The organism is Micromonospora sp. NPDC047740 (assembly GCF_043204735.1).
Lineage (GTDB): Bacteria > Actinomycetota > Actinomycetes > Mycobacteriales > Micromonosporaceae > Micromonospora.
In genome coordinates, this window is the sequence record NZ_JBIDCT010000001.1 from 669,753 (window position 1) to 695,104 (window position 25,352).

The following is a 25,352-nucleotide window of genomic DNA, read 5'->3' on the forward strand; positions in this document are numbered from 1 at the left end:
GCGCCGTCAGCGTGGGCACGGCTGGTTGACCGCCACCCGGCCGGCCAGGTCGCGCAGCAGGGCCTGGTTGCTCACGCTGATCTGATCCCGGATCCAGTTGACCGACGACTTCCACTGCCGGCTGAACCCGGGCACCTGCTCCAGCCGGTCCCAGATCGGCCGTAGCCGCGGGTCCACCCGTGCGCCGGGCAGCCACAGGTGCAGCAGGTGCTCCAGCACCGGCCGCAGCCGCTCGATGTGCTCCTGCCCGGAGACCGATCGGGTCACCGCGGCCTCCACGACGGCGGACAGCATGGTGAGCAGCCAGTCGTGCAGGGCGAGATCCTCGCAGAGGCCGGCCACGGCGGCCGGCACATCCTGCGGGCCGACCACGAGTTCGACCGTGCGCAGCGTCGGGGAGTCCACGGTGACCACCGCCGAGGAGACCTGGTCCGGTCGTTCGGCGACCCGCGCGGTCCAGCGCAGCCGGGTGCGCGCCGCGCGCAGGGGCGGGCGCCGGTCCAGCAGGTCGGACATCTGTACGCCGTCGAGCACCCGGCCGGTGATCGCCTCCAGGTTCAGCACGTCGGCGGCGTTGCCGTGCAGGAAGCCCGCCGCCAGGTCCGCGGCGTCCAGCTTCCCGACCGTCTCCAGGACGCCGGGACTGGCCAGGTAGTGCGACCACGGTTGGCGGCGCTCCCCGGGGACGACCTGGATGACCGAGGACGCCTGCCCGATCCGGCCGCCGGTGATGATGGCCCGGGTGACCACCGCGCCCACGCCGCGTAGCTGGCGCTTCTTGGCGCTGGGCAGCCAACAGTCCACGCCGGTGCGCACGTCGGGCGACACCGCGTAGAGCGACGGGCGCCGCGACGTCAGCACGGCCTCGCCCTCGACCAGGCTGAGCACCTCGGCGCTCTGCTCCTGTGCCAGCGCAGTGCTGTGCTGCAGCAGGCTGGTGTGCACCTCACCCACCGTGAGCATGGCTTCCTCCGCATCGCCGCCACCGGTCCGCGGTCGCCCGCGGAATGCGGTCCCATGGTGATTGACGTACGCCGCCGTGACCCGCACCGACACGGACCCGTGCGGGAAATGCCGAAACACCCGTGGGCACGGGATTCCGCCCGTTCCGGGCCCGTATCTGTCCAGTGGCCATCATAAGCCCCCCGCTGGCGGGAATCCCATGTGTGGCGGGGGTTGCCGGGCGTTCGCGGGTCGGAGGGATGTGACGTCGGCTGATATTTTCAATGGTGCGGTCCCCAGCCACCCCCTGGAGTTTGCCGTTCATGAAGGTTTACATTTCGGCCACCCAAAAGGACCTGCTGGAATATCGCGCTGCCGTGCACGCCGTGGCACGTCGCCTCGAGATCGAGGACGTGGCCATGGAGGCGTACGGCGCCGACATCAGGCCACCCCTGGAACGCTGCCTGGCCGACGTACGCCGCTGCGACCTCTACGTGGGGCTGTTCGCCTGGCGGTACGGGTTCCGGCCGCCCGGCCAGGAATCCTCCATCACCGAACTGGAATACCGCGAGGCCCTCGCGGCCGGGAAACCCTGCCTGATCTTCCTGCTCGCCGAGGACACGCCGTGGCCGGTGGACATGATCGACCGGGACGCCGACTGGCAGCAGGTCGTCGCGCTGCGCCGGGAACTCAAGGAACGCCACCTGTGCGCCTTCTTCTCCAGTGTGGACGACCTGTCCGCCAAGGTCACCGTGGCGCTGGCCGACGTGCGCAGCGGCCGCTCCCCGGCCCGCGAACCCGCCGACCCCGACACCCACCTGCCAGAGGCCGTACGCAACCACTACTACAAGCAGTTGGCGTTGCGCTACCAGGCGGTGCCCCTGGACGGGGTGTCGCCACGACCCACCATCGGATACCTCACGGTCGGCCTGCCGAAGGTGTTCGTGGAACCGCGGGTACACGAGGACGCCCGACCGGAAATGCCTCTCGCGTGGTGGCGCTGGGCCGGCTCCACACCGGACGGTGACCCGGGCGGCCTGCCTGGCGTGGTGGACCCGGAGGAAGTGGAGCGGCTCTGGGAGGAGTACGCGGCCAAGGACGCACTCGCCCTGTTTGACGTGGTGTGCGATCCGAGCCGGCGGGCCATCGTGCTGCTCGGCGACCCCGGCTCCGGCAAGTCAGCGACCGCACGCTATCTGGCGCTGGCACTGGCCGGCGCTTGCGTCGAGCCCCGACTGGCCGCGCTGGACCGCTACCTGCCAGTCCTGATCGAGCTGCGCTCGTACGCCGTGCACTGCGGGGACGGCCGGTGCGACGGCCTGCTCGACTACGTCGGCCACCGCCACCAGCAGGGACTCGCCGGGATCGACCAGGACGTGCTGGAGTCGTACCTGCGCCAGGGCGGCCAGGCACTGTTCCTGTTCGACGGCCTCGACGAGGTGTTCGACCCGGCCCAGCGCGAGGAGGTCGCCGCACAGATCGCCACGTTCGCCAACGAATACCCCGGCGTCCGGACGGTGGTCACCTCACGGGCAGCCGGATACCTGCGACACACCTTCGCCAACGCCGGCTTCGACCACTTCACCCTTGAGGACCTCGACGACGAACGGATCGCCCGCTTCCTCGGCAACTGGTACCGCTACGTCATGCCCACCCCGCCGGCCGAGGCGGACCGGCAGCGGCGGCAGATCCTCGACGTGGTGCGCAGATCCCGAGCCATGCACGAGATCGCCGGCAACCCGCTGTTGCTGATGCTCATGGCGATCGTCGGCCGGGGCCACCCACTGCCACGCAACCGGCGCCGGCTCTACGCCCACGTCACCGACGTGCTGATCTCCGAATGGGACGTGACCAAACAACTGCGGGAAAGCCACGGCGACGTACCGCCGCTGGACCCGCAGGCGAAGCGGCGGCTGCTGCGCCACCTGGCGTTCCGGATGCAGTTCCGGGAGTCCGGACCGGCAGGAAACTACATCGAATCCGACGAACTGGCGCGCATCTTCCGGGACCACCTGGTCGACTTCTACGGATTCGAGAACGAGCGGGCGCTCGCCATGGCCTACTCGATGATCGACAAGTTGCGCCAGCGAAGCTTCATCCTGGAACGGTACGGCCTGCGACTTTTCGGGTTCGTGCACCGCACGTTCCTGGAGTTCTTCTGTGCCGAGGAGATCGTGGACAGGTTCGAGCACGATCCGGACGCCTGGGGCCTCGACCAGCTGCGCGCGCTGTTCCGCGAGCACTGGGCCGACCCGTCCTGGCGGGAGGTGCTCCGACTGGTCGCCAGCGCGCTGCCCGCCCCGACCGCCAACGAGCTGGTCACCCTCCTCGCCACCGAGGTCAACCAACCCTGGCCGCCGCTGAACCTCACCGGCCCACCATGGAACCTGGTGCTGGCCGCGCAGTGCGTGGCGGAAGCGCCACAGCCGGCCGAGCTGGCCGGCGCGGGTGACGCCGTGCTGGGCCAGATCGTGCTGCTGGTCGAACACGGCATCTCCGCCGACGACCCCAACCTGGTGGAACTCACCGAACAGGAACTGCTGTCCTCCATCCGGGCGCTCGGCCCGCACTGGCCCGGCCGGGCTGCCTTCCTGCACTGGTACCGCCGCCGCGGAGTGCGCACCAGCTGGCGCTCCGGCTCCGCGTTCGCGACCCGGATCGCCGCGGTGCTGTCCACCGCCGAGGAACAGCTGGAGGAACTGCTGGTCCGGGAACTCGGGCAGGGCCGCGAACGGCAGGCCCACCTCACCATGGTCGCCGGGCTGGCCGAGGCCGCCGGCCGGCTGGACACCACCAGCCCCAGCCGCCGCCGCTGCCGGGACCTGCTCCTCGCCCAGGCACAGGCGGAAGTGTCGACCGCCGTACGGCAGGCCGCCGTCCGGGCTCTGGTCGCACACTTCAGCGCCGACCCCGAGCTCGTCGACGTGCTGCGCGACCTCACCGAATCACCCGACCCCGCGGTACGCGCGCTCGCCGTGCAGTCCCTCGGCGGCCGGGCCGAGCTGTCCGAGGACGTCCGCCAGATGCTGGCGAGGACCACCGAAGACCCCGCCACCACCGTGCGGCGCGCCGCCGTGGGAGTCCTCGCCGCCCGCTGCGCCGACCTGCCCGACGTACCCGCGACGCTGCAGCGACTACTGGACACCGACACCGACCCCGCAGTGGTCCAGTCCGCGCTGGAAGGCCTGCTCGCACTGCCCGAGCACGCCGACACGGCCCGCACACGGGCGCTGGAGCGGGTCGCCAGCGACGCCCCGGACGAGGTGCGGCGCAGCCTGGTCACCGAACTGCTGCCCGGCGGGCCCAGCCCCGACGGCACCGAACTGCTGCTGAAACTGGCCTGCTCGGCCTCCTCCGCACGGCTGCGCGCGGTTGCCGTGCAGCGACTGGCGCTCGTACCCGATCCGGAGGGGCGCTGCCGAGCCCGGCTGGTCGACCAGATCGAGCAGGACGAGGACGCGTCCGTGCGGGCCGCAGCGGTCACCGCACTGCTCGACCAGGACCGCGCGGACGACACCGGATGGACCGTAGCGGCGTACGCCGCGCGCGCCGACGACGACGCGACCGTGCGCCTCGCCGCGGTGCGTGCCCTGGCCGAGGCCTACCCGGACCACCGCACCGGGGAACTGCTGCTGGAACGAGCCCGCCGGGACCCGACCGCGAGCGTCCGGCTCGCCGCGGTCGACCTGCTCACCGGCCGGCCGCTGTTCGGCCACGCCACTCGCGACCTGCTCATCAGCCGGGCCTCCCAGGAGCGGGACCCGATCGTCCGGCTGCGGGTCACCCGCAGCCTGACCCACCTCGGCGAGCCACCGGACCCCGAGGTGCGCGAATGCCTCGCCGAGCAGGTCAGCCGCGACCCCGACCCGAACGTGCTGCGCGCCGCCGCGCAGGCACTCGCCCGTCACGGCCAAGCCGACGGCCTGCTGGAGACGCTGTGCCGGCGGGCCCGCCGAGACAGCTACGCCGGCATCCGGCTGGCCGCCGTGCAGGCCCTGTGCGCGTACGGCAGCCCCGACGTGGTGACCGACGTGCTGCTGGAATGCGTCGAGTCGGACACCGACCCGGCCGTGTTCGACGCGGCGGTGCGCTGCCTGACCGAACGGGGCTCGGCGTCCATGGCGGTGACGCTGCGGCTGATGCGCCGCCTGGCCGACCAGGACCCGGCGATCCGCGCCCGCATCGCCGCTGCGCTCGGCGAGCACTTCGGGGCCGATCCGGAGGTCCGGGTACTGCTGGTGGGGCTGGTCCGCGACGACCCGGACCTGGAGGTCCGGCGCCGGGCCGTGGAACAGCTGGGAGCCACGCTGGCCGACCGGATGGGGGTACGGGAACTGCTGCTGCGGCTGGCGGACGACGACGACTGGGAGATCCGCCGCACCGCGCTGCTCGCGTTGACCCGTCACTACCGGGGGGACAGCCGGACCCGGGAGGTGCTCGTCCGGCTCGCCCACCAGGAGGACGACGGCACGGTGCGGCGGCTGGCCGCCCAGCTGCTGGCTTCGCTGCCGGACACCAAGCCCGACGACTTCCCGTGACTCGCGGCTGGACTGGGCCCCGCCCGGTGCCCAATGGCCGGCGGAAGCCTCGTACCTGACCCGGCAGGGCGGCGGTGACCGGCAAGGTTCCGGTGCGCGCCAGGGCACTCCTTGGTCGTAGGTGGCGGGGTGGTGATGTCCGGGCGCACGTGGCAGCCGAACGTTAGGCGAAGCACTCCCGCACCATCGTCGCAGAGCCAGTCCCATCCGCCAATCCGTTGACGCCGATGCGTTTGGCCGGTAGGAAAAGCTTTACCTACCGGTTCCGGCCAGACCAGGAGAGCTTTCATGACGACCGAGCACAGCAGACGTGACTTCCTCCGATGGGCCGGGGTGACCGCCTCCGCCGCAGCCTTCGCGCCGCTGGTCGCCGGCCGGGCAAGCGCCGATCCCACGCCTCCCGGCAACCCCTGGGCCCGCGCCGAGTACATCAGCGCGAAGGTACGCCGCCCGCACTTCCCCAACCGCTGGTTCGACATCCGGCAGTACGGCGCCGTCGGTGACGGCGCTACCGACTGCACGGAGGCGATCAGGCAGGCGATCGCCGCCTGTCACGTCGCCGGGGGAGGGCACGTGCTGGTTCCGGCCGGCCGGTTCCTCACCGGGCCGATCCACCTGCTCAGCAACGTCGACCTGCACGTCACCGCCGAGGCGGTGGTGCTGTTCAGCCAACGCCCCGCCGACTACCTGCCAGCCGTGCTGACCCGGTTCGAGGGCGTCGAGCTTTACAACTATTCACCGCTGATCTACGCCTTCGAGCAGGAGAACATCGGGATCACCGGTGCAGGGGTGCTCGACGGTCAGGCGGACAACGAGCACTGGTGGCCGTGGAAGGGCAAGGCCGAGTACGGCTGGAAGAAGGGCGACCCGAAGCAGGATGCCGCCCGGGCCCGGCTGTTCGCCATGGCCGAGCAGGGCGTGCCGGTCGAGCAGCGGGTGTTCGGCGAGGGCGACTGTCTGCGCTCGTCCTTCATCGAACCCTACCGTTGCCGCAATGTGCTCATCGAGGGGGTCACGATCGTCCGCTCCCCGATGTGGGAGATCCACCCGACCCTGTCCGAGAACGTGCTGGTGCAGAACGTCACCGTCAACTCCCACGGCCCGAACAACGACGGCTGCGACCCCGAATCCAGCCGCATGGTCGTCATCCGCGGCTGCACCTTTGACACCGGCGACGACTGCATCGCGATCAAGGCCGGGCGAAACGCCGACGGGCGCCGGGTCAACGTCCCGAGCGAGGACATCCTCATCGAGGACTGCCTGATGCGCGACGGCCACGGCGGAGTGACCATCGGCAGCGAGATGTCCGGCGGGGTGCGCAACGTCTTCGCCCGCAACTGCGAAATGTCCAGCCCCAACCTGGACATCGCCCTGCGGTTCAAGACGAACTCCGTCCGCGGCGGGTTCATCACCGACGTCTACGCGCGCGACATCCGCATCGGCGAGGTCGCCGGCGCCGTCATCGACGTCAACTTCTACTACGAGGAGGGCCCCGGCTACGGGTTCAACCCGGTGGTGCGCAACATCGACGTGCGGGACCTGACCGTCGGCCAGGCCGGGCGCGCCCTCAACCTTCGCGGCTACGCCGACGACCACATCACCGACGTGACCCTCACGAACGTGGACTTCGGCACCACGGGTAAGCCGGGCGTCGTGGAGTACGTCGACAACCTCGTGCTACGCAACGTCGTCGAGAACGGGCAACCGCTCGTGCTCGCCACGGCCTGAGTGTCCGAAGCCCCGGCGGCCGCATGGTCAAATGTGGCGGTGCAGCGAACGCCCCGCAGCTCACCGACCCGGTCGACCATCCACGACGTGGCCCGACTCGCGCAGGTGTCCACCGCGACCGTCTCCCGGGTGCTGACCGGCGCCAAGCCGGTCTCGGCCGACCTGGCCCAACGGGTACGCGACGCCGCGGCGCACCTGGACTACCGGCCAAACCCCGCGGCGCAGGTATTGCTCAGCGGACGCTCGCACACCGTCGGCGTCGTCGTCCCGGACCTCGCGAATCCCTACTTCGCCGAGGTCCTCAAGGGCGCGACGCCGGCGGCCGCCGAGCGCGGCTGGCGCACTCTGGTCGCCGACACCGACGAGGATCCCGAGGTCGAATACCGGGCCGCCGCCGAACTGGGCCGCTGGGTGGACGGCGTCATGCTGTGCTCACCCCGCATGAGCACGCTCCGACTCCGGGAGCTGGCCACCAAGCTCCCAGCCCTCGTCCTGGTCAACCGACTGGTACGACACCCGTCGGTGGCGGCGGTGCTGGTGGACTACCACCAGGGGATGACACAGCTGTGCGCCCACCTCGCGTCGCTCGGGCACCGCCGTCTCGTCTACCTGCAGGGGCCGCCCCACGCCTGGTCCGACGGGCAGCGCCGGCGCGCCCTGCGCACCGCCGCCGGCCGAGGACTCGACGTCGTGCAGATCCCGTGCGGCTCGACGGCGCCGGACGGCCACCGGGCGGCCGAGGAGGCACTGGGACACAAGCCGACCGCGATCGTCGCCTTCAACGACTACGTCGCGCTGGGCGTCCTGAGCCGGCTCACCGAACTCGGCGTCGCGGTGCCGGGCGACGTCTCGGTGACCGGTTTCGACGACATCCCGCTCAGCGCCCTCACCCCGCCCGGGCTCACTACGGTAGCCGTGCCCAAGCGGGCGGTCGGCCGGCTGGCCTGGCAGCGGCTCGCCACCGAGGGAACCGGACCGTCGCTGACAGCGACCAGGGTGCCGGTCGAGCTCGCCGTCCGCGGCTCCACCGCCCCACCCCGTCAGGAGCGTAGCTAGGGCATGTCCTGCCGATCTTCTAGTGGTTGATCGTTGACGATGTGCCAGAGGTACGTCGTGGTGGGTTGACCGATGAGGCGCGGGCGGTGATCGCGTTGCTGCTGCCCGAGCGGGCAGTGCGCGGGGGCGGTGGCGGGATCACCGCCAGGTCATCAACGGGATCCTGTGGAAGCTGCGCACGGGTGCGCCGGTACTCATCGCCGCCATCATCTGGCTTCCATGATCGACAGAAAACCTAGTTGCTGCGTTTGTGGGCGTCGAGGGCGGCCTGCTCCACTCGCTGGCGGTAGTCCAGCCACCATGACTCGTCGGCGGCGGGCTGGTTGTCGTTGCTGGGCAGCAGCCCGGCCGCGCCGTCGATGAGTTCGCGCACGATGTCAACGTGGCCGGCGTGCCGTTGCGTTTCCGCGATGACGTGGACCAGGACGTGGTGCAACGTGACCGCTGCATCGCCCCACCACGGCACACGGCCGACCTCATCCAGTGCAAGGGCTTCAATGGTGGTGTCGGCGTGGGCGATCGCGCGACGGTAAAGAGCGACGATCTCCTCGCGGGTCTCATCGGCAGTCGCCCACATGTCGGCATTGGTCTCCGCTCCGTCGCCGACGTACGGCAGCTCCTGCTCGAACGGTCGGCCGAACACGACGCCGAAGTAGAGGATCTCCATGGCCGCCGAGTGCTTCACCAGACCGAGCAAGTTGGTGGCGGTCCGGGTCAACGGACGTCGAATATCGTATTCGCTGAGCCCGTCGAGCTTCCACAGCAGCGCGTCACGGCCGCCCTTCAAGTAGCTGTATAGGTCTGCCTTCATGGCGGCACTATGGCATCCGGTTGGGTGTCGGCGCTGCCCCGGACGACCCACGGAGCCCATGATCGGCAGGACACGCCCTGGTCTCAGGCGGGATCGGCCTCGCCGTTCTCCAAGGGGCGCCCGGTGCTGGCGCGGACGATCAGCGTCGGGGTGAGCATGACCGGCTGTGGCCACTGGTCACCGGCCAGGCGCGCCGACAGGTGATCCCAGGCCAGCCGGCCGAGCTGTGCGCGCTGGTTGCGCAGCGAGGTCAGCGGCGGTCGCGCGTACGCCGCGATGGGGATGTCGTCGTACGAGGTCACCGACACCGCGCCGGGCACCTCGACGCCGGTGTCGTGCAACCAGCTCAGCAGCCCGATCGCGACCAGGTCGTTGAAGGTGATCACCGCCGTGGCGCCGATGCCCAGCACCTCCGGCCCGGCGTCGTACCCGTGGTCGCCGGACCAGCCCCCGGTGATCTCCGCCAGTTGCATGCCCATCTTCCGGGTCAGGGTGCGCAACGTGCGGCGACGCTGCCCGTCCGACCAGGAAGCAGGTGGCCCACCCACGTACGCGATCCGCCGGTGGCCGAGGTTCGCGAGGTGGTCCAGCAGTTGCCGGCTGCCGGAGCGGTAATCGACGCAGACCACCCCCGCCTGTTTCGCCGTTCGGTTGACGCAGACGACCGGGATCGGCCCGTCGAGGATCCTGGCGAGGTGTTTTGGTCGCAGCCGCGAGCTGCACAGCACCAGGGCACTCGCGTGGCTGGTCAACTCCTCCGCCAGCCGCAGTTCCTCGTCAGGGTCCTCCCCACTCTCGCTGATCAGCAGTCGGTGGCCCGCCGCGCGCGCCCCGGCGCCGAGGCCCTTGAGCACCTCGGGAAAGAACGGGTTGGCCAGATCGGGCACAGTCACCCCGATGGTGCGGACCTGGCCGAGCTTGAGCTCCTTCGCCGCGCCGTCGGCCCGGTAACCCAGTCGCGCGGCGACCGAGCGGACGTGGTTGCTCACCTCGAACGAGATCTGCTCCGAGCCGTTGAGGACCCGGGAGACTGTCGACACCGACGTGCCCGCTTCGCGTGCGACGTCGACGAGACGAACCCGCCTTCCGCCCGTCACACCGCACCTCCTGATCCGATTGCTGGTCGCCACTGTACGACCGGGGCGATCGATGCGCGGACCACCTCAGCCGCCATTCGGTGCAAACGTTTGATCGGAGCAGCTCGGGCGTCCGACGCGGGTCTGGAGCGTCGCATGCCTCAGCACCGGGGCGGTCGACCCTGATCTGCGCTTACCGGCGGATCTGTTGCCTCAGGGCCGTTGACAAGGAGCGGTGATGGTCGAAATAATCCATGCAAACGTTTGCATGGCTGATCGTCGGTGGACGGTCACCTCCGGGCTTCCGACGCCCCACAATGCGCAGACCCCGACCGGGTTTCTGCGGGGGACCGACGCCGTACGAGCCAACGCACCACCGTCACCACCTGTCCGTTCCCCCGAACCGAAAGGGAATGCCGTGACGACGCAACTGCCGGAACCGAAGCGAGCATCACGAGGCCGACGCCGTCCCCGTGCCGTCCTCGTCCTGCTGGCCCTGGCTCTCGCTTCGACAGTCACCGCGGCCGCCGGAGCCGACGCGAGCCCCAGAGCCAGCGCCAACGCCGACTCGGCGATGATCCAGCGGATCGTCGACAAGATCGAGACGCCCGCCATCCCGAAGCGGGACTATGTGGTCACCGACTTTGGTGCCGTGGGCGACGGCAGCGCCGACGCGCGTCCGGCCATCATGGCCGCCATCAAGCGCGCCTCCCAGGATGGTGGTGGGCGGGTGATCCTGCCCGCCGGCCGCTGGTTCAGCAAGGGGCCGATCCATCTGGCCAGCCGAATCGACCTGCACGTGTCCGAGGGAGCCACGCTGCTGTTCAGTCCGGCCGCCAAGGACTACCTGCCCGTCGTGCGCACCCGCTGGGAGGGCACCGAGCTGTTCGGCTACTCACCGCTGATTTACGCCAATGACGTGCACGACGTGGCAATCACCGGCAAGGGCGTCATCGACGGCAACGAGCAGCACGAGTTCCACAGCTGGACGGGAAAGCAGCAGGGCGACCAGCTGCGGCTGCGTCAGATGGGTTTCACCGGCGTGCCGGTCGAGCAGCGGATCTTTGGAGCCGGCACCTACCTGCGGCCCAGCGCTGTCCAGTTCTTCCACGCCACGCGGGTGCTCCTGCAGGACTACACGATCCACAACTCCCCGTTCTGGATCAACCACCTCGTCTACACGGACGACGCCATCGTGCGCAACCTCGTGGTGGACAGCCACCGGGCGAACAACGACGGCGTGGACGTCGACTCGAGCACCCACGTGCTCATCGAGAAGAACACCTTCCGCACCGGCGACGACTCCGTGGTGGTGAAGTCGGGCCGAGACCTCGACGGGCGGACCATCGGCCGGCCGAGTGAATACATCGTCGTGCGCAACAACGACATGGGTGGCGAGGACGGCATCGCCCTCGGCAGTGAGATGTCGGGCGACATCCGCCACGTCTACTTCACCGACAACGTGCTGCGCACCGGCGCCTCCGCCATCCGGTTCAAGGGCAACCTCGACCGGGGCGGCACGGTCGAGCATATCCGCGTGCGGAACATGACAGTCGAGTCCTTCGACACCTTCATCTGGTTCCAGCTGAACTACCCCGGTGAACTGGGCGGCAACTTCCCGCCGGTGTATCGCGACATCGTGTTCTCCGACATCACCGTCGAGGCCGCCGGTCAGGTGCTCGAAGTCCACGGTTCGCAGGCCGCGCCGCTGCGGGACGTCCTGCTCAAGGACATCGTGGTGAAGAAGGCGGACAAGCCGTTCGTCCTCGAGAACGTCGAGCGACTCCGCTTCGACAACCTCATGATCAACGGCGACCGGGTCGACGGCGATCTCGACTGGAAGTAGGCGCCGCACTTTGCTCACCACCTCCGCCGTCGGGACCTGCTGGCCGTGACCGGCCTCGCCCTGACGGCAGGCACACCCATGGAGGGGTAGGTCTCGGTCAGCAGGTGGCGGAGCGTCCGCGAGCGAACGCCTACGCGGAAAGGTTGGTCCGCACCGTCGTCCTGGGCCACGTGTTCGTCGGCCCGGCGATGGCGGTGGCGGCCATGGCTATCTGGTGGCAGCTACGGCGGCGTTCGCCGCGCGGGCAATGAGTTCGTGGCCCACCGCGTTGGGGTGATCGCCGTCGTCAGCGAGCAGGTCGGTGGGGTCCTGGTCGCCGGCGACGCCCTTGAACGCCGGGTAGGTGGGCACGTAGAGTGCGGCCGTCTCAGCGGCCGCGTCGTGCAGAGCCTGGTTGACGTACCGGGTGGCGGTAGCCGACTGCGCCATGCCGGCATCACCGTACTCGACAAGCCCCACGGAGCCGTCCTTGACGACGTTCCAGTAGCCGAGCACGAGCACCGTGACGGGACCGTCGTGCAACTCGCGGATCCGGACAATCGTGGCGGCCACGTTGGCGCCGACTCGCGCCGCGACTCGCCGATAGGTTGCGTCGTCGCCGTCGGCGTCGAACGCGGCGGCCAGATCGTTCGCGCCAACCATGATCATGATGACGCCAGCCTCGCGCAGGTCCTCGTCCGTATCAGGGGACTCGAGCTGCGCCCACACATCGTCGGAGCTGAAGCCGCCGCGCGCGAGGTTGACGGAGGGGACGGCGGGCACCTGCATGCGGGCGTACAGGTCCGGGAAGGGCACGCAGTCGCAGGCCGACCCGGCCGGCACGGAGTCGCCGAGCGCGACCACCGCACCCGCGGCGGGCCCGGCTGCGGGCGGCGGCGGTTCGCCGCCGCTGATCGCAGTCGACAGGAGCATGGCGATCGCAGCGGCGCGTCGCAGGGCGGTGCGTCGCCGCGCCCCTTCTGCCATCACCTCACCCCGAGCGGTTCGAGGGATGGCGCGCAGGCGTCGCCGTCTGCGCGCCGCGCCCGGCGCCACCCGGTCGGCAGGAACGCCTCCGCCTTCAGTACGGCCATGGCGATCCGGGGCAGGTCGCGGGCAGTGGGGAAGCACAGGTAACGCGGCTGCCACGCCGGCTGGTACTTGGCGTTCGCCCGGTACAGCGACTCGATCTGCCAGAACCGGGAGGCCAGCCGCAGTAGCCGGTGCCAGATCCGCAGGATCGGCCCGGCCCCCAGCCCCTCGGCGCGGGCGAAGACCGAGCGCAGCACGGCGAAGTTCAGCGAGAGCCGTCCCACGCCCAGGCCGGGCGCTGCTTCGATCGCGCTGACCACCATGAGTTCCATCACGCCGTTGACCGCCGAGCGGTCGCCACGCATGAGGTCCAGCGACAGCCCGTCGTTTCCCCATGGTACGAACTGCAGCACGCCACGCAGCCGAGCGGTGCCGTCGCGGCAGAGCACGAGCACGCAGTCGCCGTCCTGCGGTTCGCCGAGGCGGGACAGTGCCATCGAAAAGCCGCGCTCCACCGGTCCGTCCCGGAACTGGCTGGCCGCACGTACCGCCTCCGCCAGTGCGGCCGGCGACAGGTCGCGCTGGCGGATCACCTCGCTGGTGTACCCGGCGCGCTTCGCGCGAGCAACCGCCTGGCGCACGGCGCGCATCGGCCGGCCCTCGAGGCTGAATCCGGCTGCGTCCACCACGGCCTCGTCGCCGAGCTCCACCACGTCCAGGCCGCTGCGGCGGTACGACCGTCCGCCGGACGGGCCGCAGCCGAGCACCGCCGGGGTCCACCCATGCCGGGCGCTGTCGGCCAGCCACGCGTCGATCGCCTGCGACCACGCATCCTGGTCCCCGATCGGGTCACCGGTGGCGAGGCTGACCCCGTCGATGACGCGATACGGCACGGCAGCTTTCCCGATGGCGCCCACATCAGCAGCTTGTCCCGACGCAGGGCGAAGTAGCCCAGCGAGTCGGCCGCGCTGTACCCGCGCAGCAGCTCGCGTAGCCGGTGGTCCTGTTCCGCGGTCCGCTCGTCGGCATCGCGCCGGGCGTGGCGCAGCAGCAGCACCGTGGCGGCGCCGACCGCGAGCAGCCCGAACGCGCCGGTGGTGAGACTGACCGCCTCGGCGCCCAGCGGGTGCCGGAATCGCAGCGGGCCGGGTGCGCCGACCAGACCGAGCGCGGCGTGCTCCGCCCACAGCCGCACGCCCGGCGTGCCGACCAGGCGGTTCGGCCGTAGGGCTATCTCCAGCATGCCGAGCGTGAAGCCGGCGCCCGCAAAGCCGGCGAACGCCGCCAGCGCGCGCCACGGACTGCGCGGATCGGCGACCACCCGGAACTGGCCGTGCACCGCGACCAGCATGGCCAGCAGTGCGCCCGAGACCGCCGCCGCGTCAAAATCGAGCCCCTTGGCGATGTGCAGGACCATGCCGACGCTGGCCAGGAAGACGGCCAACCGCCAGGCGCTGCGCTTGCCTCGCCGCAGCCCCGCACCCAGGTAGACCAGCAGCACCCCGCTGACCGCCGTGGCTGCGCGGGCGGTGAGGACGCCGGTCATCGGCAGGTACTCCGCCAGGACCTCCAGCCCGCCACGACGCGGCGGCAGGAGCCAGGTGAGGATGGTGAACACGCCGGCCACCTGCACAAGCCGGGCCACGCCGGCCCGCGTCAGCGGCGGGCGTGGCCGCCAGGGCTCGCCGACGAATGCTGTGCCTCCTTGCGGCGCCATGCGGGTCATCATCGGCCGCCTCGCTGAGCCCCATCAGCGTGCGCGCTGTGAGTGAGCTGAGCAGCCCACACCGCCGCGTTCAGCGATCCTCCAGCAAATGTTGCAGCCTCTCTCAGCGACCGGGTGGACCATCAGCCCTACCGGCACGGTTCAGGGCGTGGAGGTGCACATGGCACTGACCGGCATTTCGTTGCTCGTCCTGGCGGGGCTGGCTGCCGTAGGGGCGGCCGCCGCAACCGTTGTCGGCTGGCGGCGGTTCGGCCGGCTCCGCATCCCGGTACGGGTGGTGGGCGTGCTGCTGACCCAGGCCCTGGTGCTGTTGGCCGTGGGGCTGGCGGTGAACCGTTCCGCGCAGTTCTACACGAACTGGGACGACCTGCTGACTCAGGCCATCGCTGGCGGCCGTCACAATGCCAGCACGCCGGGCCAGCTGGACCAGTGGGTGCGCCAGCACGACCACAGCGACTCCGCGCAGCCGTTCGCCTTCGAGTGGCGACCGGACGGGTGGGCGGACTGGCACCTGGCCGCCCCACCGACCGTCACCGTACCCGCCGACTACCTGCGCAACCCCGGCTGGCGATACCCGGCGGTGCTGGTCCTCAGCAGCGCGGGGGACGGGTGGGGCAATGCGGCCGCGACTGGTTTGGCCCGCTCGGCGCAGACGGCGGCAGGACCGGCCGTGCTGATCTTCGCCCACACCACCCCGGCAGCGTCGGTACCGGCGCTGGCCATGACGTTGCCCGCCCAACTGAGCCGGGACCTGCGCGTCACCGGGCACAGCTGGGCCCTGGTGTCGTCAGCGGGGCAGGAGCCGCTGGCCCGCCAGGTGGTGCTGGCCGCGCCCGGCCGCTATCCGGCGCTGGCGGTGGTTCCCGTCGGGGCGGGGCGCGGCCGGCCCGCTGGCGCGGCCGCACCGAAAGGGCTGCCGGTGGGCGTGACGGTGGCCGTGCTGGGCACTCCGGCGCGTACCGCCACCGGCGGCCCGGCCGTAGTGCCCCATGCCGGCTCCACCCGGCCGTCCAGCTTGGACGCGCTGCGGGCGGCGCTGATCTGGGCGATCCGGCAGCTGCCCGCCCCGCTGCCCGAGCCCGCGCCACTGGTGCGGCAGGTGCGTACCCCGCACGGCCAGCCCAGCCTGGTGCCGCCGCGCCGCATCGCCCCGGTGCAGCCGCCCGTCGGCACTGCCAACACGTCCGCTTAGGAGGGGAAGATGGCGCCGGACAGCCTCGCGCTCCTGTTGCTCGCCGTCGCGGCGGCCGTCGTCGCCGCCGTCGCGTTGGCGCTGGCCTGGGAGCGTGGCAGCGGATGGTGGCGGGTGGCGCTGCGGGCCGGCAGCGCCAGCCTCTGCGTGGCGACCGCCCTCGCCGCCGCCCTGGTATGGGTCAACCGTCAGGTCGAGACCTACACCTCGTGGTCCGATCTGACGGGCGCACCACCGGCCGCAGCTGCGCTTTCGGATCCGCCGCCGCCCGGCAGCGGATCCGGCGGACGCCTGGTCAACCTCACCGTCCCCGGTAAGGCCAGCGGCCTCTCGCTGCCGATGATGGCGTACCTGCCGGCCGCCTACGACGCGCGCCCCGCCGCCCGCTTCCCGGTCATCGAGGCCCTGCACGGCTACCCGTCGTCACCGATGGGATGGACAAAAACCCTGCACGCGCCCGAGTACCTGGACCGGGAGATTGCCGCCGGTCGGATGGCACCGACCGTGGTGCTGTTCCCGTACATAACGCCGGACCGGCTGCTAGACACCGAGTGCACCAACCTCAGCCACGGACCGCAGGCCGAGACGTACCTGACCGTCGACGTGCCGGCGGCCGTCAAGAGCCAACTGCGCGTACGGACCGACCGGGCCGGCTGGGGACTGATCGGCTATTCGGCCGGCGCCTTCTGTGCGGCCAACCTGGCCCTGCGCCACCCGACCGGATACGCAGCCGCAGCCAGCCTCTCCGGCTACACCACCCCAGGCATCACCGTCGGGGACGGCTCCGAGAACACGCTGAACAACGATGCCTGGCGCTTGCAGCACCTACCGCCACCCGCCATCGCTCTTTATCTTGGCTCCGCCCGCGCGGACCACTCGTCGCTGCGCAGCACCACCACCCTGGCCCGGCTGGCCCGCGCGCCGATGAGCGTCACCACCGCGTACATCAACGGCGGCGGCCACAACGCCGGTACCTGGCTGGCGATGGAGCCAACCGCGTTCGACTGGCTCTCCAGTTGGCTGGCCCGACCACTGGCGGCGGGCTGACGCCACGTGCCCACCCGCCGGGGTGTTGCAGCGGCCGCTGCGCACGTCGATCGGGATCGACGCCCTGACCACCGGGGAGCGGCGGTCAGCCGATTCTGACCCGGACCGGTTCGCCATCCGTGGCCCGGACGGTCAGGGTGGTTCGACCCTCGGCGACGGTCACCTCGCCCCGGTCGGCGTGTACCGGCCGGTCGGTGGCGAAGACCGCGACATCCTCGGTCTGGGTCGGCCGGAGCAGTACCTCCGAGCCGTTGCGGGCCACCAGTTCGCAACTGCTCTCCAGCAGAGTGGCCGGTCCGACGCGGACCCCGGCGGGCAGCATCAGCCCGGCGCGGGCGCCGATCCGCAGCCGCCGGCCGGACAGTACCGGCTCGTCCCGGTGCCACAGGCTGAACTCGATCGCCGACGGCGCGACGTTGATCAGGTGACGCAGCCGCTGGCCGGATCGGTCCACGGTCGAGGTGAGGAGCAGCCCGGGTTCGCCCGCGTCGTGCCGGAGCCGGGGCCGCACCCCGAGCCGGTCCAGCGCTGACCGCCAGAAGTCCAGGTGGCACGGGTAGTCGGTGGCGATCAGCACGGCCCGGCCGGCGCCCACGGTAACCTCGACGCCGCACGCCCGGCCGGAGCCGACCTCGGTGAGCAGCCGGTCACCCGACCCGGTGAGCAGTTGGGCGTAGCCGACCCGGACCTCGGCGGGGCGGGCCGCCCAGGCGTGGCCCACCACCGATGGGAAGTAGTGTGGGCCGCCCTCCAGCCAGCCGTCCGTCCGCACCCCGAGCGCGTCGGCCAGCAGGGTGCACGGCGCGCCGTCGTGGTCGCGGGTGGGCAGGGGTCCGTGCAGCAACAGCCGGCCGCCGGCCCGCAGATGGTCGACCAGCCGCTGCTGGACGTCCGAGCCGAGGGTGGGGGCGGTGGCCAGCACCAGCACGGGCGGTGTGCCGCCCGGGCCCTGTGCTGCGCCGCCCGCCGGAGCCTGCAGGTTCACTGCGGGGAACGAGTAGCCGGCGAGCAGCAGCGCCCGCGCCAATACGTCCCGCGCGCCCATGCCGCGGAACCGTTCCAGCTCGGCGACCTGCTCGGACCGGTTGGTGGACGCCGGGTGGTGGTACTCGGTCAGGTAGTGGTCGGGTACGAAACCGAGGGCGAGTTCGTCGTGTTCCTCGTCGCCGTCGGCGAGCAGGTCGGCCACCCCGCGTACGGCGTGCAGCGCCCGCCGGGCCGCGGGATACGTCGGGTTTAGCTGCCCCTCCGGGCCGACCGGGGCGGCGAAGCCGTGCCGCTCGCCGGTGAACGCGATCCGGTCGTTGCCGTCGCCGACCGGTTCGGCCAGCGGCGGGTTGTGGCCGCCGGCGAACAGGTAGAGGTTGAGCAGCCGGTTGCCTTGCGCCACGCAGATGCGGGTCTTCAGGTCGATCGCCTCGGGCGGGTAACGCGTCGACAGGTCCTCGCCGTAGTCGCCGTTGCCGGCCTCGAACTCCAGGCAGGTCAGTGGCTGGTCGCTGTCGTGCGCGGCGGCCAGGAAGGCGTTGGACACGTACAGGTCGGCGACGTTGGTGACGGTGAGGTCGCCGAGGTAGTAGTCCGAGCCGGAGGTGAGCTGCGGCTGCCCGCGGTACGACTCCATGAGCTGGCTGATCCCGATCGGGAAGGTGCGTCCCCTCCCGCCGCCGGTGCCGTGCACGTTGACCAGGAACGGCACCCCGGTCACTCCGTATCGCTCGGCGCTGGCTCGCAGCGCCGCCACGTACCGGCGGTAGCGGTCCCGCATGTAGCGCCCGAGGTCGTCGTGCAGTGCCAGGGAGCGTTCCTCGACCGGGGTGCGCAGGGTGGCCGCCCATGCCGGCGGGTCGGCCGGGTCGGCGCCGGTGCGCGCCGCGGCGGTGTCCTTGCCGTACCGTTCGACGGCCCAGCGTGCCAGGTCGGCGCAGAGGGCGTCGGTGAGGTCGGGGGAGTTGGTCACCCAGGACAGCATCCCGATCTCGTTGTCGAGTTGGACCGCCACCACGGGGCCGCCGCGCGGCGCGAGGCGCTCCGCGATCAGTGGCATCACCTGGGCGTACCAGCCGTCGGCCGCGGCGAGGAACTCCGGCGCCAGGTAGTCGATGGTGCGGGTGCTGATCGGCGCGCCGTCCCAGGTGGTGGGCAGCAGGTGCGGGTGTTCGTCGTACACCCGGTAGGGGATGCCCTCGTTCTTGACCTCGGCCATGATGAACGGGCCGGGGCGGACCACGGCCCGCAGCCCATGCTGGTGTGCGAGGTCGAGGAAGCCGGCCAGGTCGCGTTGCTCGTGGGTACGTCCGGTCAGGTCGACCGAGCCGTCGGGGAGTTCGTGCCACAGCCACGGCACGTAGGTGGCGACGGTGTCGGCGCCGCAGTCGCGGAGCAGGTCGAGCCGGTCCGCCCAGTCGACCCGGGCGAGGCGGAAGTAGTGCACCTCACCGGCGAGCAGCAGCTCGGGCCGGCCGTTGATGAGGATCCTGCGATCCCGGAGCAGCACTTCTGTCATATGGGGCAGAGCTCCTCACACGGGAGATTGTGGATCAGAGACTTGTGAACTTCGTCTCGGCTGCCTATGGTCGGCTGAAACCGGTTTCTGTTAACCGCACGTTACGGATCGAGGGAGCGATGAGCAACAGCCGCATGACGGTTCGCGAGATCGCAAAGCTCGTCGGCGTCTCCGTGGCCACCGTCTCCCGGGTCTCCAACGGCACCGGCCAGGTCTCCGAGGAGATGCGCCGCCGGGTGCTGGACGCGATCGAGAAGCACGGATATCGCCCCGACCACCTCGGTCGGGCCCTGGCCGCGGGCCGGCACGGCGCCCTCGGCCTGGTCTTCCCCGGCCTGTCCGGCCCCTACTTCACCGAACTGATCCAAGGCTTCGAGTCCGAGGCGGTGCCGTCCCGGGCCAGCGTCCACATCCTCTGCACGCACCTGCGCTCCGACTCCGACGACCAGGTGCTGGAGATGGGCCGCCGGGTGGACGGTGTCGCCGTCATGGGCGGCACCATCTCCGACGAGGCGCTGCTCCGGCTCGCCAAGATGGTCCCCGTGGTGGTGGTCGCCGGCGAGGGTCCCGGCGACATTCCCTCGGTACGCGCCGACAACGCCGGCAGCATGCTGGCGCTCACCCGACACCTGCTCGCCGACCACGACCTGCGCGATCTGGTCTTCGTCGGCAACCCGGCGGGCTCGCCCGACGTCAGTGAACGCTGGGCCGCCTTCCGGCAGGCGCACCACGACCTCGGCATCGAGCCGCCCGCCGAGCCGGTCGCGGTCAGTATGCAGCAGGCCGACGGGGTGCTCGCCGCCGACCAGTTGCTGGGCGGCGAAACACCCCGGCCCGCCGGGGTGGTCTGCGCCAACGACGAGACCGCCCTCGGCGTGCTGGTCGGCGCCCTCGGCCGGGGCCTGCGGGTGCCGCAGGACCTGATCATCACCGGCTTCGACGACATGCCGGCCGCCGCTCTCGTCACCCCCGCCCTGACCACCGTCCGGCAACCCGTCCGCGAGCTCACCGCCGAAGCGGCCCGGCTGATCCTGCGTGCCGCCGGCCAGCCCGGCGACGCCCCTGCGGGCGGTCTCGTGCTGCCCACCGAACTCGTCCTGCGCCGCAGTTGCGGCTGCCCGGCGCCCCCGACCGGAGGCACCGGCAGGTGAACAGCTCACCCCCTGGAAACCACCAACCCCCTGGAGGTACGACATGAGAAGTAGGCGGTTAGCCGCCGCGGCTGGGGTCGTCTTGGCCGCGTCGGTCGCGTTGGCCGGTTGTGGCCGTGACTCGGGCGGCGGCCAGGAAGAGGCGAAGTCGGTCGGCGCGGGCAAGGCGAGCGGGGACATCACCGTCTGGGCGATGGGCACCGAAGGCGAGAAGCTTGCCGAGTTCGCGAAGGAGTTCTCCACCGAGAACCCCGACGCCAAGGTCTCCGTGACGGCGGTGCCCTGGGACGCGGCGCACCAGAAGATCGCGAGCGCCATCGCCGCGAAGCAGACGCCGGACGTGTCGATGATCGGTACCACCTGGCAGGGCGAGTTCGCCAAGACCGGCGCGCTCGACCCGACCCCGTCGGATCTGATCAAGAAAGACGACTTCTTCCCCGGCGCCTGGGACACCACGATCGTCGACAGCACCTCGTACGGCGTCCCGTGGTACGTCGAGACCCGGCTGATCTACTACCGCAAGGACCTGGCCGCCAAGGCCGGGTTCCCGGACGGCCCGAAGACGTGGGACGACCTCAAGGCCATGGCCAAGGGCATGAAGGAGAAGTCCGGCGCCAAGTGGGGCCTCAACCTCCAGCCCGGCAAGACCGGCAGTTGGCAGTCGGTCCTGCCGTTCGCCTGGTCCAACGGCGCCGACGTGGCCAGCGCGGACAAGCTGAGCTTCGACACCCCGGAGATGACCGAGGCGCTTGCCTACTACCAGTCCTTCTTCAAGGAGGGCCTGTCCCCGACCGCGCTGCCGGAGGGCTCGCTCGAGCCCGGCTTCGTCAAGGGTGAGATCGGCGCGTTCATCTCCGGCCCGTGGCACATGGGCATCGTCGAGGAGCAGGGCGGCGCCGGCTTCAAGGACAAGTACGCGGTCGCGCAGATGCCGACGAAGAAGTCGTCGACCTCGTTCATCGGCGGCAGCAACCTCGCGGTCTTCAAGGACGCCAAGAACCGTGACGGTGGCTGGAAGTTCGTGCAGTGGCTGAGCAAGCCCGAGGTGCAGGTCAAGTGGTACCAGGCGGTCAAGGACCTGCCCGCCGTGCAGTCGGCCTGGAACGATTCGGCACTTACCGGCGACACGTTCCTGACCGCGTTCGGCCAGCAGCTCAAGAGTGCCAAGGCGCCGCCGGCGATCACGACCTGGGAGCAGATCGCGGCCGCGTTCGACCTCGAGGTCGAGAAGCTGTGCAAGCAGAACGTCGACCCGGCCGCGACGGCGAAGGCGATCCAGCAGCAGGCGAGCGCCATCGGGACCGGGAGCTGACATGACCGGCGCCTCCGCGGCGACGGCACCGGCGCGACCGGCCGGGGCGACCAGCCCCGACCGGCCCGCCGGGTCGGTCCGGCGGCGTCAACGCCTGCGGCGGGCGCTGACCGGCTGGGCCTTCTCCGCGCCCTTCACCGTGTTGTTCCTCGTGTTCATGGCGCTGCCGGTGGTGGCGTCGCTGGTCATGAGCTTCACCGATCTGCGCTCCACCGATCTGCGCAACCCGCTCGCCGTCAACGCCGTCGGCATCGACAACTACACCCGCCTGTTCTCCGACGACCTGTTCCTGCGGTCGTCGGTCAACACGCTGGCCTTCGTCGTCGTCGGGGTGCCGCTGACCATGGTGCTGGCACTGGCCGCGGCGACGGCGCTCAACTCCGGGCTCGTACGCTTCCGCGCGCTGTTCCGGGTCGGTTTCTACCTGCCGGTCGTAACCAGCATCGTGGCGATCGCGGTGGTCTGGCGCTTCCTGCTCGACCCCGAGATCGGGCTGGTCAACAACCTGCTGCGACTGGTCGGGGTCGACGGGCCGAGCTGGCTGTTCGACACCAGGCTCGCGCTGCCGTCACTGATCGTCATGGCGGCGTGGCGCAACTTCGGCTTCCTGATGGTGATCTTCCTGGCCGGGCTCCAAGCGGTGCCGGCCGACCTCTACGAGGCGGCGACGCTCGACGGCGCGACGCGGTGGCAGCAGTTCCGCAACGTCACCCTGCCGATGCTGCGGCCGACGCTGCTCTTCGGCGGGGTGATCACCGGCATCGGCTACCTCCAGCTCTTCGAGGAGCCGTTCGTCATGACGCAGGGCGGTCCGCTCTCCTCGACATTGTCGGTGTCGTTCCACATCTACAACCAGTTCGGCTTCGGCAACTACGGCTACGCGGCCGCCGCCAGCTACGTGCTCTTCCTGGCGATCGTGGCGCTGTCGGTCGTGCAGTTCCGCCTGCTGGGGGAGAGGAACTGACGATGGTCGCAAAGGACACCGCCTTGCGTACCCGTGACCGGGTCGCCAAGACCGTGCTCTACGTCGTCCTGGTCCTCGGGCTGCTTGCCGTGGCCGGACCGTTCGTCTGGATGGCGCTCTCGTCGGTCAAGCCGGAACGGGAGATCCGCCAGGTGCCGCCGACCTGGTGGCCCGAGACGTTCACGCTCGACAACTTCCGCGAGCTGTTCTCCCGGCTGGACTTCCCGCTCTACTTCTTCAACTCGGCCCTGGTCGCGGCGCTGGTCACGGTCGGTAACCTGCTGTTCTGCTCGCTCGTCGGGTACGCGCTGGCGAAGCTGCGGTATCCCGGTAAGCGAGTGCTCTTCCTGGCCGTGCTCGGCATGCTCATGGTGCCTGGCATGGTGACCTTCGTCCCGCAGTTCGTGCTGGTCAGCAACATGGGCCTGACCAACACGTACGCCGGCCTGATCCTGCCGTTCCTCGTCGGACCGTTCGGCGTGTTCCTCATGCGGCAGTTTCTCCAGTCGATCCCCGACGACCTCATCGAGGCGGCCCGGGTCGACGGTGCCGGCGAGTTCCGGATCTTCTGGCGGGTGGTGCTTCCGCTGTGCCGGCCGGCACTGGCCACCCTCGGGATCCTGACGTTCCTCGGTTCCTGGAACAACTTCCTGTGGCCCCTCGTGGTCGCCACCACGGAGGACAAGTACACGTTGCCGGTCGCCCTCGCGCTCTACAGCGTCGGCCAGAACCGCACCGACTACGGTCTGCTTCTCTCGGGAGCGGTCGTCGTCGTGCTTCCGGTGCTCATCGTGTTCCTGCTCCTCCAGCGGCATTTCCTGCGCGGCATCGCGACCACTGGAATCAAATAGTCCATCCCCGGAACGAGACAAGGAGACCCATGCGACGTCTTTTCGCACCGCTCCTCGCGCTGGCGCTCGTGCTGGCAGGCGGCTCGGCCGCCGTCGCGGCGCCCGACGAGCGCGGCGCCGACCGGGCCCTGCTCGGCTATGCCAAGGACACATGGCGGTCGATGGTCGCCATGACCGATCCCGGCACCGGCCTGGTCGCCGACAACATCACCGGTGACCTGGCCGCCGGCGGCCGCTCCACCTACACGTCCCCCACCAACATCGGCGGCTACATGTGGTCCGCGGTGGTCGCCCGCGAGCTCGGCATCATCTCCAAGGCGGAAGCCCGCGACCGGATCGCCAAGACCCTCGACACGCTCGCCCGGCTCAAGCACCACACCGCGTCGGGCATGTACTACAACTGGTACGACCCGCGGGACGGCTCGGTCGTCACGGTCTGGCCCGACAACGGCAGCACCGTCTACCCGTTCCTGTCCAGCGTGGACAACGGCTGGCTCGCGGCCGCGCTCAACGTGGTCAAGGGCGCCGTGCCGGAGCTGCGCGGCAAGGCCGACGCGATCCTGCGGAAGATGAACTTCGGCTTCTACTACAACCCGGCGGCGGCGACCCCGTTCGGGGCCAGCGGCCTGATCGCCGGCGGCTTCTGGGACGCGCCGCCCCCGGGATGCTCACGGCAGCGCGACGGCGTCTGGTTCACCTGCAACCACTACGACATCACGGTCACCGAACCGCGCATCGCGACGTACCTCGGCATCGCGATGGGCCAGATCCCGCCAAAGGCCTACTACAACACGATGCGCACCCTGCCGGCCACCTGCGACTGGAGCTGGCACGAGATGCAGCCGGTCGGCTTCAACACCACCTACGAGGGCGTTCCGGTGTACGAGGGCGCGTACCAGTACCGCGGCATCCAGTTCGTACCCAGCTGGGGCGGCGACATGTTCGAGGCGCTGATGCCCGACCTGTTCGTGCCCGAAGCACGGTGGGCACCCAACAGCTGGGGCCGCAACCACCCCGCGACGGTCGCCGGCCAGATCGAGCACGGGATGAATGACGCCGGGTACGGCTACTGGGGCTTCTCCCCAGCCAGCGACCCGGCCGGCGGTTACATGGCCTGGGGTGTCGACGCGATGGGCATGGACACCGACGGCTACCCGTCCGACATGGAGCGCTCGAAGTACGACGCGGGGTTCGGCGACTGCCGCCCGGCCGGCCCGGACCCCGACTACGGCGACGGCGTGGTGACCCCGCACGCGGCGTTCCTCGCTCTCCCGTACGCCAAGGCAGCGGTCGTCGACAACCTCGCCCGGCTCAAGGCCAACTTCGACTCGTACGGCCCCGGCGGCTTCTACGACGCGATCGCGGTCGGCAGCGGCACCGTGGCCAAGCGGCACCTCTCGCTCGACCAGGCCATGATCATGGGGGCGCTCGGCAACGAGCTCGCCGACGACCTCGTCCGCCGCGCGTTCGTCTCGCCGCAGTTCGAAGGCCGGATCCGTCCACTGATCGCACAGGAGACGTTCAACGTTCCGGCCAACCAGGACCTTCCGCAGCTGCGCCGGGCCGCTTCCTGACGACGAGTGACATCGCGGCAC

General features: G+C 70.6%; 17 protein-coding genes and 2 pseudogenes. 12 read left to right on the forward strand and 7 right to left on the reverse strand.

Annotation, left to right across the window (positions count from 1 at the left end; translation table 11 throughout):
* Positions 1-6 precede the first annotated feature (6 nt).
* The gene (locus ACGF4F_RS02860; protein WP_357442959.1) at positions 7-963 is read right to left on the reverse strand and encodes an SCO2521 family protein; all 957 of its coding nucleotides are present in this window, start codon (positions 961-963) and stop codon (positions 7-9) included.
* A gap of 302 nt (positions 964-1,265) precedes the next feature.
* Between ACGF4F_RS02860 and ACGF4F_RS02865 the strand changes: the two genes are divergently transcribed.
* The 4 genes and pseudogenes from ACGF4F_RS02865 to ACGF4F_RS02880 form a co-directional block, all read left to right on the forward strand.
* Positions 1,266-5,480, forward strand: coding sequence for a HEAT repeat domain-containing protein (locus ACGF4F_RS02865; RefSeq protein ID WP_393074249.1), 4,215 nt, complete (start codon positions 1,266-1,268; stop codon positions 5,478-5,480).
* Positions 5,481-5,768: 288 nt separating this feature from the next.
* Positions 5,769-7,208: a glycosyl hydrolase family 28 protein gene (locus ACGF4F_RS02870; protein ID WP_393074251.1), complete on the forward strand. Its 1,440-nt coding sequence runs from the start codon at positions 5,769-5,771 to the stop codon at positions 7,206-7,208.
* Positions 7,209-7,247: 39 nt separating this feature from the next.
* Positions 7,248-8,264: a LacI family DNA-binding transcriptional regulator gene (locus tag ACGF4F_RS02875; protein ID WP_393074254.1), complete on the forward strand. Its 1,017-nt coding sequence runs from the start codon at positions 7,248-7,250 to the stop codon at positions 8,262-8,264.
* Positions 8,265-8,305: 41 nt separating this feature from the next.
* Positions 8,306-8,454: pseudogene (locus ACGF4F_RS02880) on the forward strand (transposase); the annotation flags it as partial.
* 45 nt (positions 8,455-8,499) lie between these two features.
* Here ACGF4F_RS02880 and ACGF4F_RS02885 read toward each other — a convergent pair.
* On the reverse strand, positions 8,500-9,075 hold the full coding sequence (locus tag ACGF4F_RS02885) for a DinB family protein (protein ID WP_393074257.1): 576 nt from the start codon (positions 9,073-9,075) through the stop codon (positions 8,500-8,502).
* A gap of 83 nt (positions 9,076-9,158) precedes the next feature.
* Positions 9,159-10,205, reverse strand: a complete 1,047-nt coding sequence (locus ACGF4F_RS02890; RefSeq protein ID WP_357442971.1) for a LacI family DNA-binding transcriptional regulator — start codon at positions 10,203-10,205, stop codon at positions 9,159-9,161.
* A gap of 364 nt (positions 10,206-10,569) precedes the next feature.
* On the opposite strand from ACGF4F_RS02890, the gene ACGF4F_RS02895 reads away from it, so the two are divergent.
* The gene (locus ACGF4F_RS02895; RefSeq protein ID WP_393074261.1) at positions 10,570-11,997 is read left to right on the forward strand and encodes a glycoside hydrolase family 28 protein; all 1,428 of its coding nucleotides are present in this window, start codon (positions 10,570-10,572) and stop codon (positions 11,995-11,997) included.
* A 207-nt stretch (positions 11,998-12,204) separates the two neighbouring features.
* Here ACGF4F_RS02895 and ACGF4F_RS02900 read toward each other — a convergent pair whose 3' ends face one another.
* The 3 genes and pseudogenes from ACGF4F_RS02900 to ACGF4F_RS02910 form a co-directional block, all read right to left on the reverse strand.
* Positions 12,205-12,963 carry an SGNH/GDSL hydrolase family protein gene (locus ACGF4F_RS02900; RefSeq protein ID WP_393074264.1) on the reverse strand — a complete coding sequence of 253 codons (759 nt, stop codon included), beginning with the start codon at positions 12,961-12,963 and terminating at the stop codon, positions 12,205-12,207.
* The gene (locus ACGF4F_RS02905) at positions 12,963-14,195 is read right to left on the reverse strand and encodes a phosphatidylglycerol lysyltransferase domain-containing protein (protein ID WP_393074267.1); all 1,233 of its coding nucleotides are present in this window, start codon (positions 14,193-14,195) and stop codon (positions 12,963-12,965) included. Before ACGF4F_RS02905 ends, ACGF4F_RS02900 begins: the two co-directional genes overlap by 1 nt.
* A pseudogene (locus ACGF4F_RS02910) lies at positions 14,117-14,737 on the reverse strand (hypothetical protein); the annotation flags it as partial. The gene ACGF4F_RS02905 and the pseudogene ACGF4F_RS02910, both read right to left, overlap by 79 nt.
* Before the next feature lie 145 nt (positions 14,738-14,882).
* On the opposite strand from ACGF4F_RS02910, the gene ACGF4F_RS02915 reads away from it, so the two are divergent.
* Both ACGF4F_RS02915 and ACGF4F_RS02920 read left to right on the forward strand, forming a co-directional pair.
* Positions 14,883-15,926, forward strand: a complete 1,044-nt coding sequence (locus ACGF4F_RS02915) for a hypothetical protein (RefSeq protein WP_393074270.1) — start codon at positions 14,883-14,885, stop codon at positions 15,924-15,926.
* 9 nt (positions 15,927-15,935) lie between these two features.
* Positions 15,936-16,973: an alpha/beta hydrolase-fold protein gene (locus ACGF4F_RS02920; protein WP_357442983.1), complete on the forward strand. Its 1,038-nt coding sequence runs from the start codon at positions 15,936-15,938 to the stop codon at positions 16,971-16,973.
* Between the two features lie 85 nt (positions 16,974-17,058).
* Here the strand turns inward: ACGF4F_RS02920 and ACGF4F_RS02925 are convergent, their stop codons facing one another.
* Positions 17,059-19,479, reverse strand: coding sequence for a beta-galactosidase (locus ACGF4F_RS02925; RefSeq protein WP_393074274.1), 2,421 nt, complete (start codon positions 19,477-19,479; stop codon positions 17,059-17,061).
* A 119-nt stretch (positions 19,480-19,598) separates the two neighbouring features.
* Here ACGF4F_RS02925 and ACGF4F_RS02930 point away from each other — a divergent pair, with 119 nt between their 5' ends.
* The 5 genes from ACGF4F_RS02930 to ACGF4F_RS02950 are packed head-to-tail and all read left to right on the forward strand — an operon-like array spanning position 19,599 to position 25,331.
* Entirely contained in the window at positions 19,599-20,630 is a 1,032-nt protein-coding gene (locus ACGF4F_RS02930; protein WP_393074277.1) for a LacI family DNA-binding transcriptional regulator, read from the forward strand.
* Positions 20,631-20,673: 43 nt separating this feature from the next.
* Positions 20,674-21,942, forward strand: a complete 1,269-nt coding sequence (locus ACGF4F_RS02935; protein ID WP_393074280.1) for a sugar ABC transporter substrate-binding protein — start codon at positions 20,674-20,676, stop codon at positions 21,940-21,942.
* Position 21,943: 1 nt separating this feature from the next.
* On the forward strand, positions 21,944-22,906 hold the full coding sequence (locus ACGF4F_RS02940) for a sugar ABC transporter permease (protein WP_357442994.1): 963 nt from the start codon (positions 21,944-21,946) through the stop codon (positions 22,904-22,906).
* 2 nt (positions 22,907-22,908) lie between these two features.
* Entirely contained in the window at positions 22,909-23,757 is an 849-nt protein-coding gene (locus ACGF4F_RS02945) for a carbohydrate ABC transporter permease (protein ID WP_357442996.1), read from the forward strand.
* Between the two features lie 29 nt (positions 23,758-23,786).
* A complete protein-coding gene (locus tag ACGF4F_RS02950) occupies positions 23,787-25,331 on the forward strand; it encodes a glucoamylase family protein (protein ID WP_357442999.1) in 1,545 nt (514 codons plus the stop codon).
* Positions 25,332-25,352: the final 21 nt, after the last annotated feature.

Excerpts from the sequence above, each read along its gene's own strand:
- ACGF4F_RS02925 (WP_393074274.1), bottom strand. The coding sequence starts at position 19,479 with ATGACAGAAGTGCTGCTCCGGGATCGCAGGATCCTCATCAACGGCCGG.
- ACGF4F_RS02900 (WP_393074264.1), bottom strand. The coding sequence starts at position 12,963 with ATGGCAGAAGGGGCGCGGCGACGCACCGCCCTGCGACGCGCCGCTGCG.
- ACGF4F_RS02885 (WP_393074257.1), bottom strand. The coding sequence starts at position 9,075 with ATGAAGGCAGACCTATACAGCTACTTGAAGGGCGGCCGTGACGCGCTG.
- ACGF4F_RS02860 (WP_357442959.1), bottom strand. The coding sequence starts at position 963 with ATGCTCACGGTGGGTGAGGTGCACACCAGCCTGCTGCAGCACAGCACT.
- ACGF4F_RS02870 (WP_393074251.1), top strand. The coding sequence starts at position 5,769 with ATGACGACCGAGCACAGCAGACGTGACTTCCTCCGATGGGCCGGGGTG.
- ACGF4F_RS02940 (WP_357442994.1), top strand. The coding sequence starts at position 21,944 with ATGACCGGCGCCTCCGCGGCGACGGCACCGGCGCGACCGGCCGGGGCG.
- ACGF4F_RS02945 (WP_357442996.1), top strand. The coding sequence starts at position 22,909 with ATGGTCGCAAAGGACACCGCCTTGCGTACCCGTGACCGGGTCGCCAAG.
- ACGF4F_RS02930 (WP_393074277.1), top strand. The coding sequence starts at position 19,599 with ATGAGCAACAGCCGCATGACGGTTCGCGAGATCGCAAAGCTCGTCGGC.
- ACGF4F_RS02920 (WP_357442983.1), top strand. The coding sequence starts at position 15,936 with ATGGCGCCGGACAGCCTCGCGCTCCTGTTGCTCGCCGTCGCGGCGGCC.
- ACGF4F_RS02950 (WP_357442999.1), top strand. The coding sequence starts at position 23,787 with ATGCGACGTCTTTTCGCACCGCTCCTCGCGCTGGCGCTCGTGCTGGCA.
- ACGF4F_RS02865 (WP_393074249.1), top strand. The coding sequence starts at position 1,266 with ATGAAGGTTTACATTTCGGCCACCCAAAAGGACCTGCTGGAATATCGC.
- ACGF4F_RS02935 (WP_393074280.1), top strand. The coding sequence starts at position 20,674 with ATGAGAAGTAGGCGGTTAGCCGCCGCGGCTGGGGTCGTCTTGGCCGCG.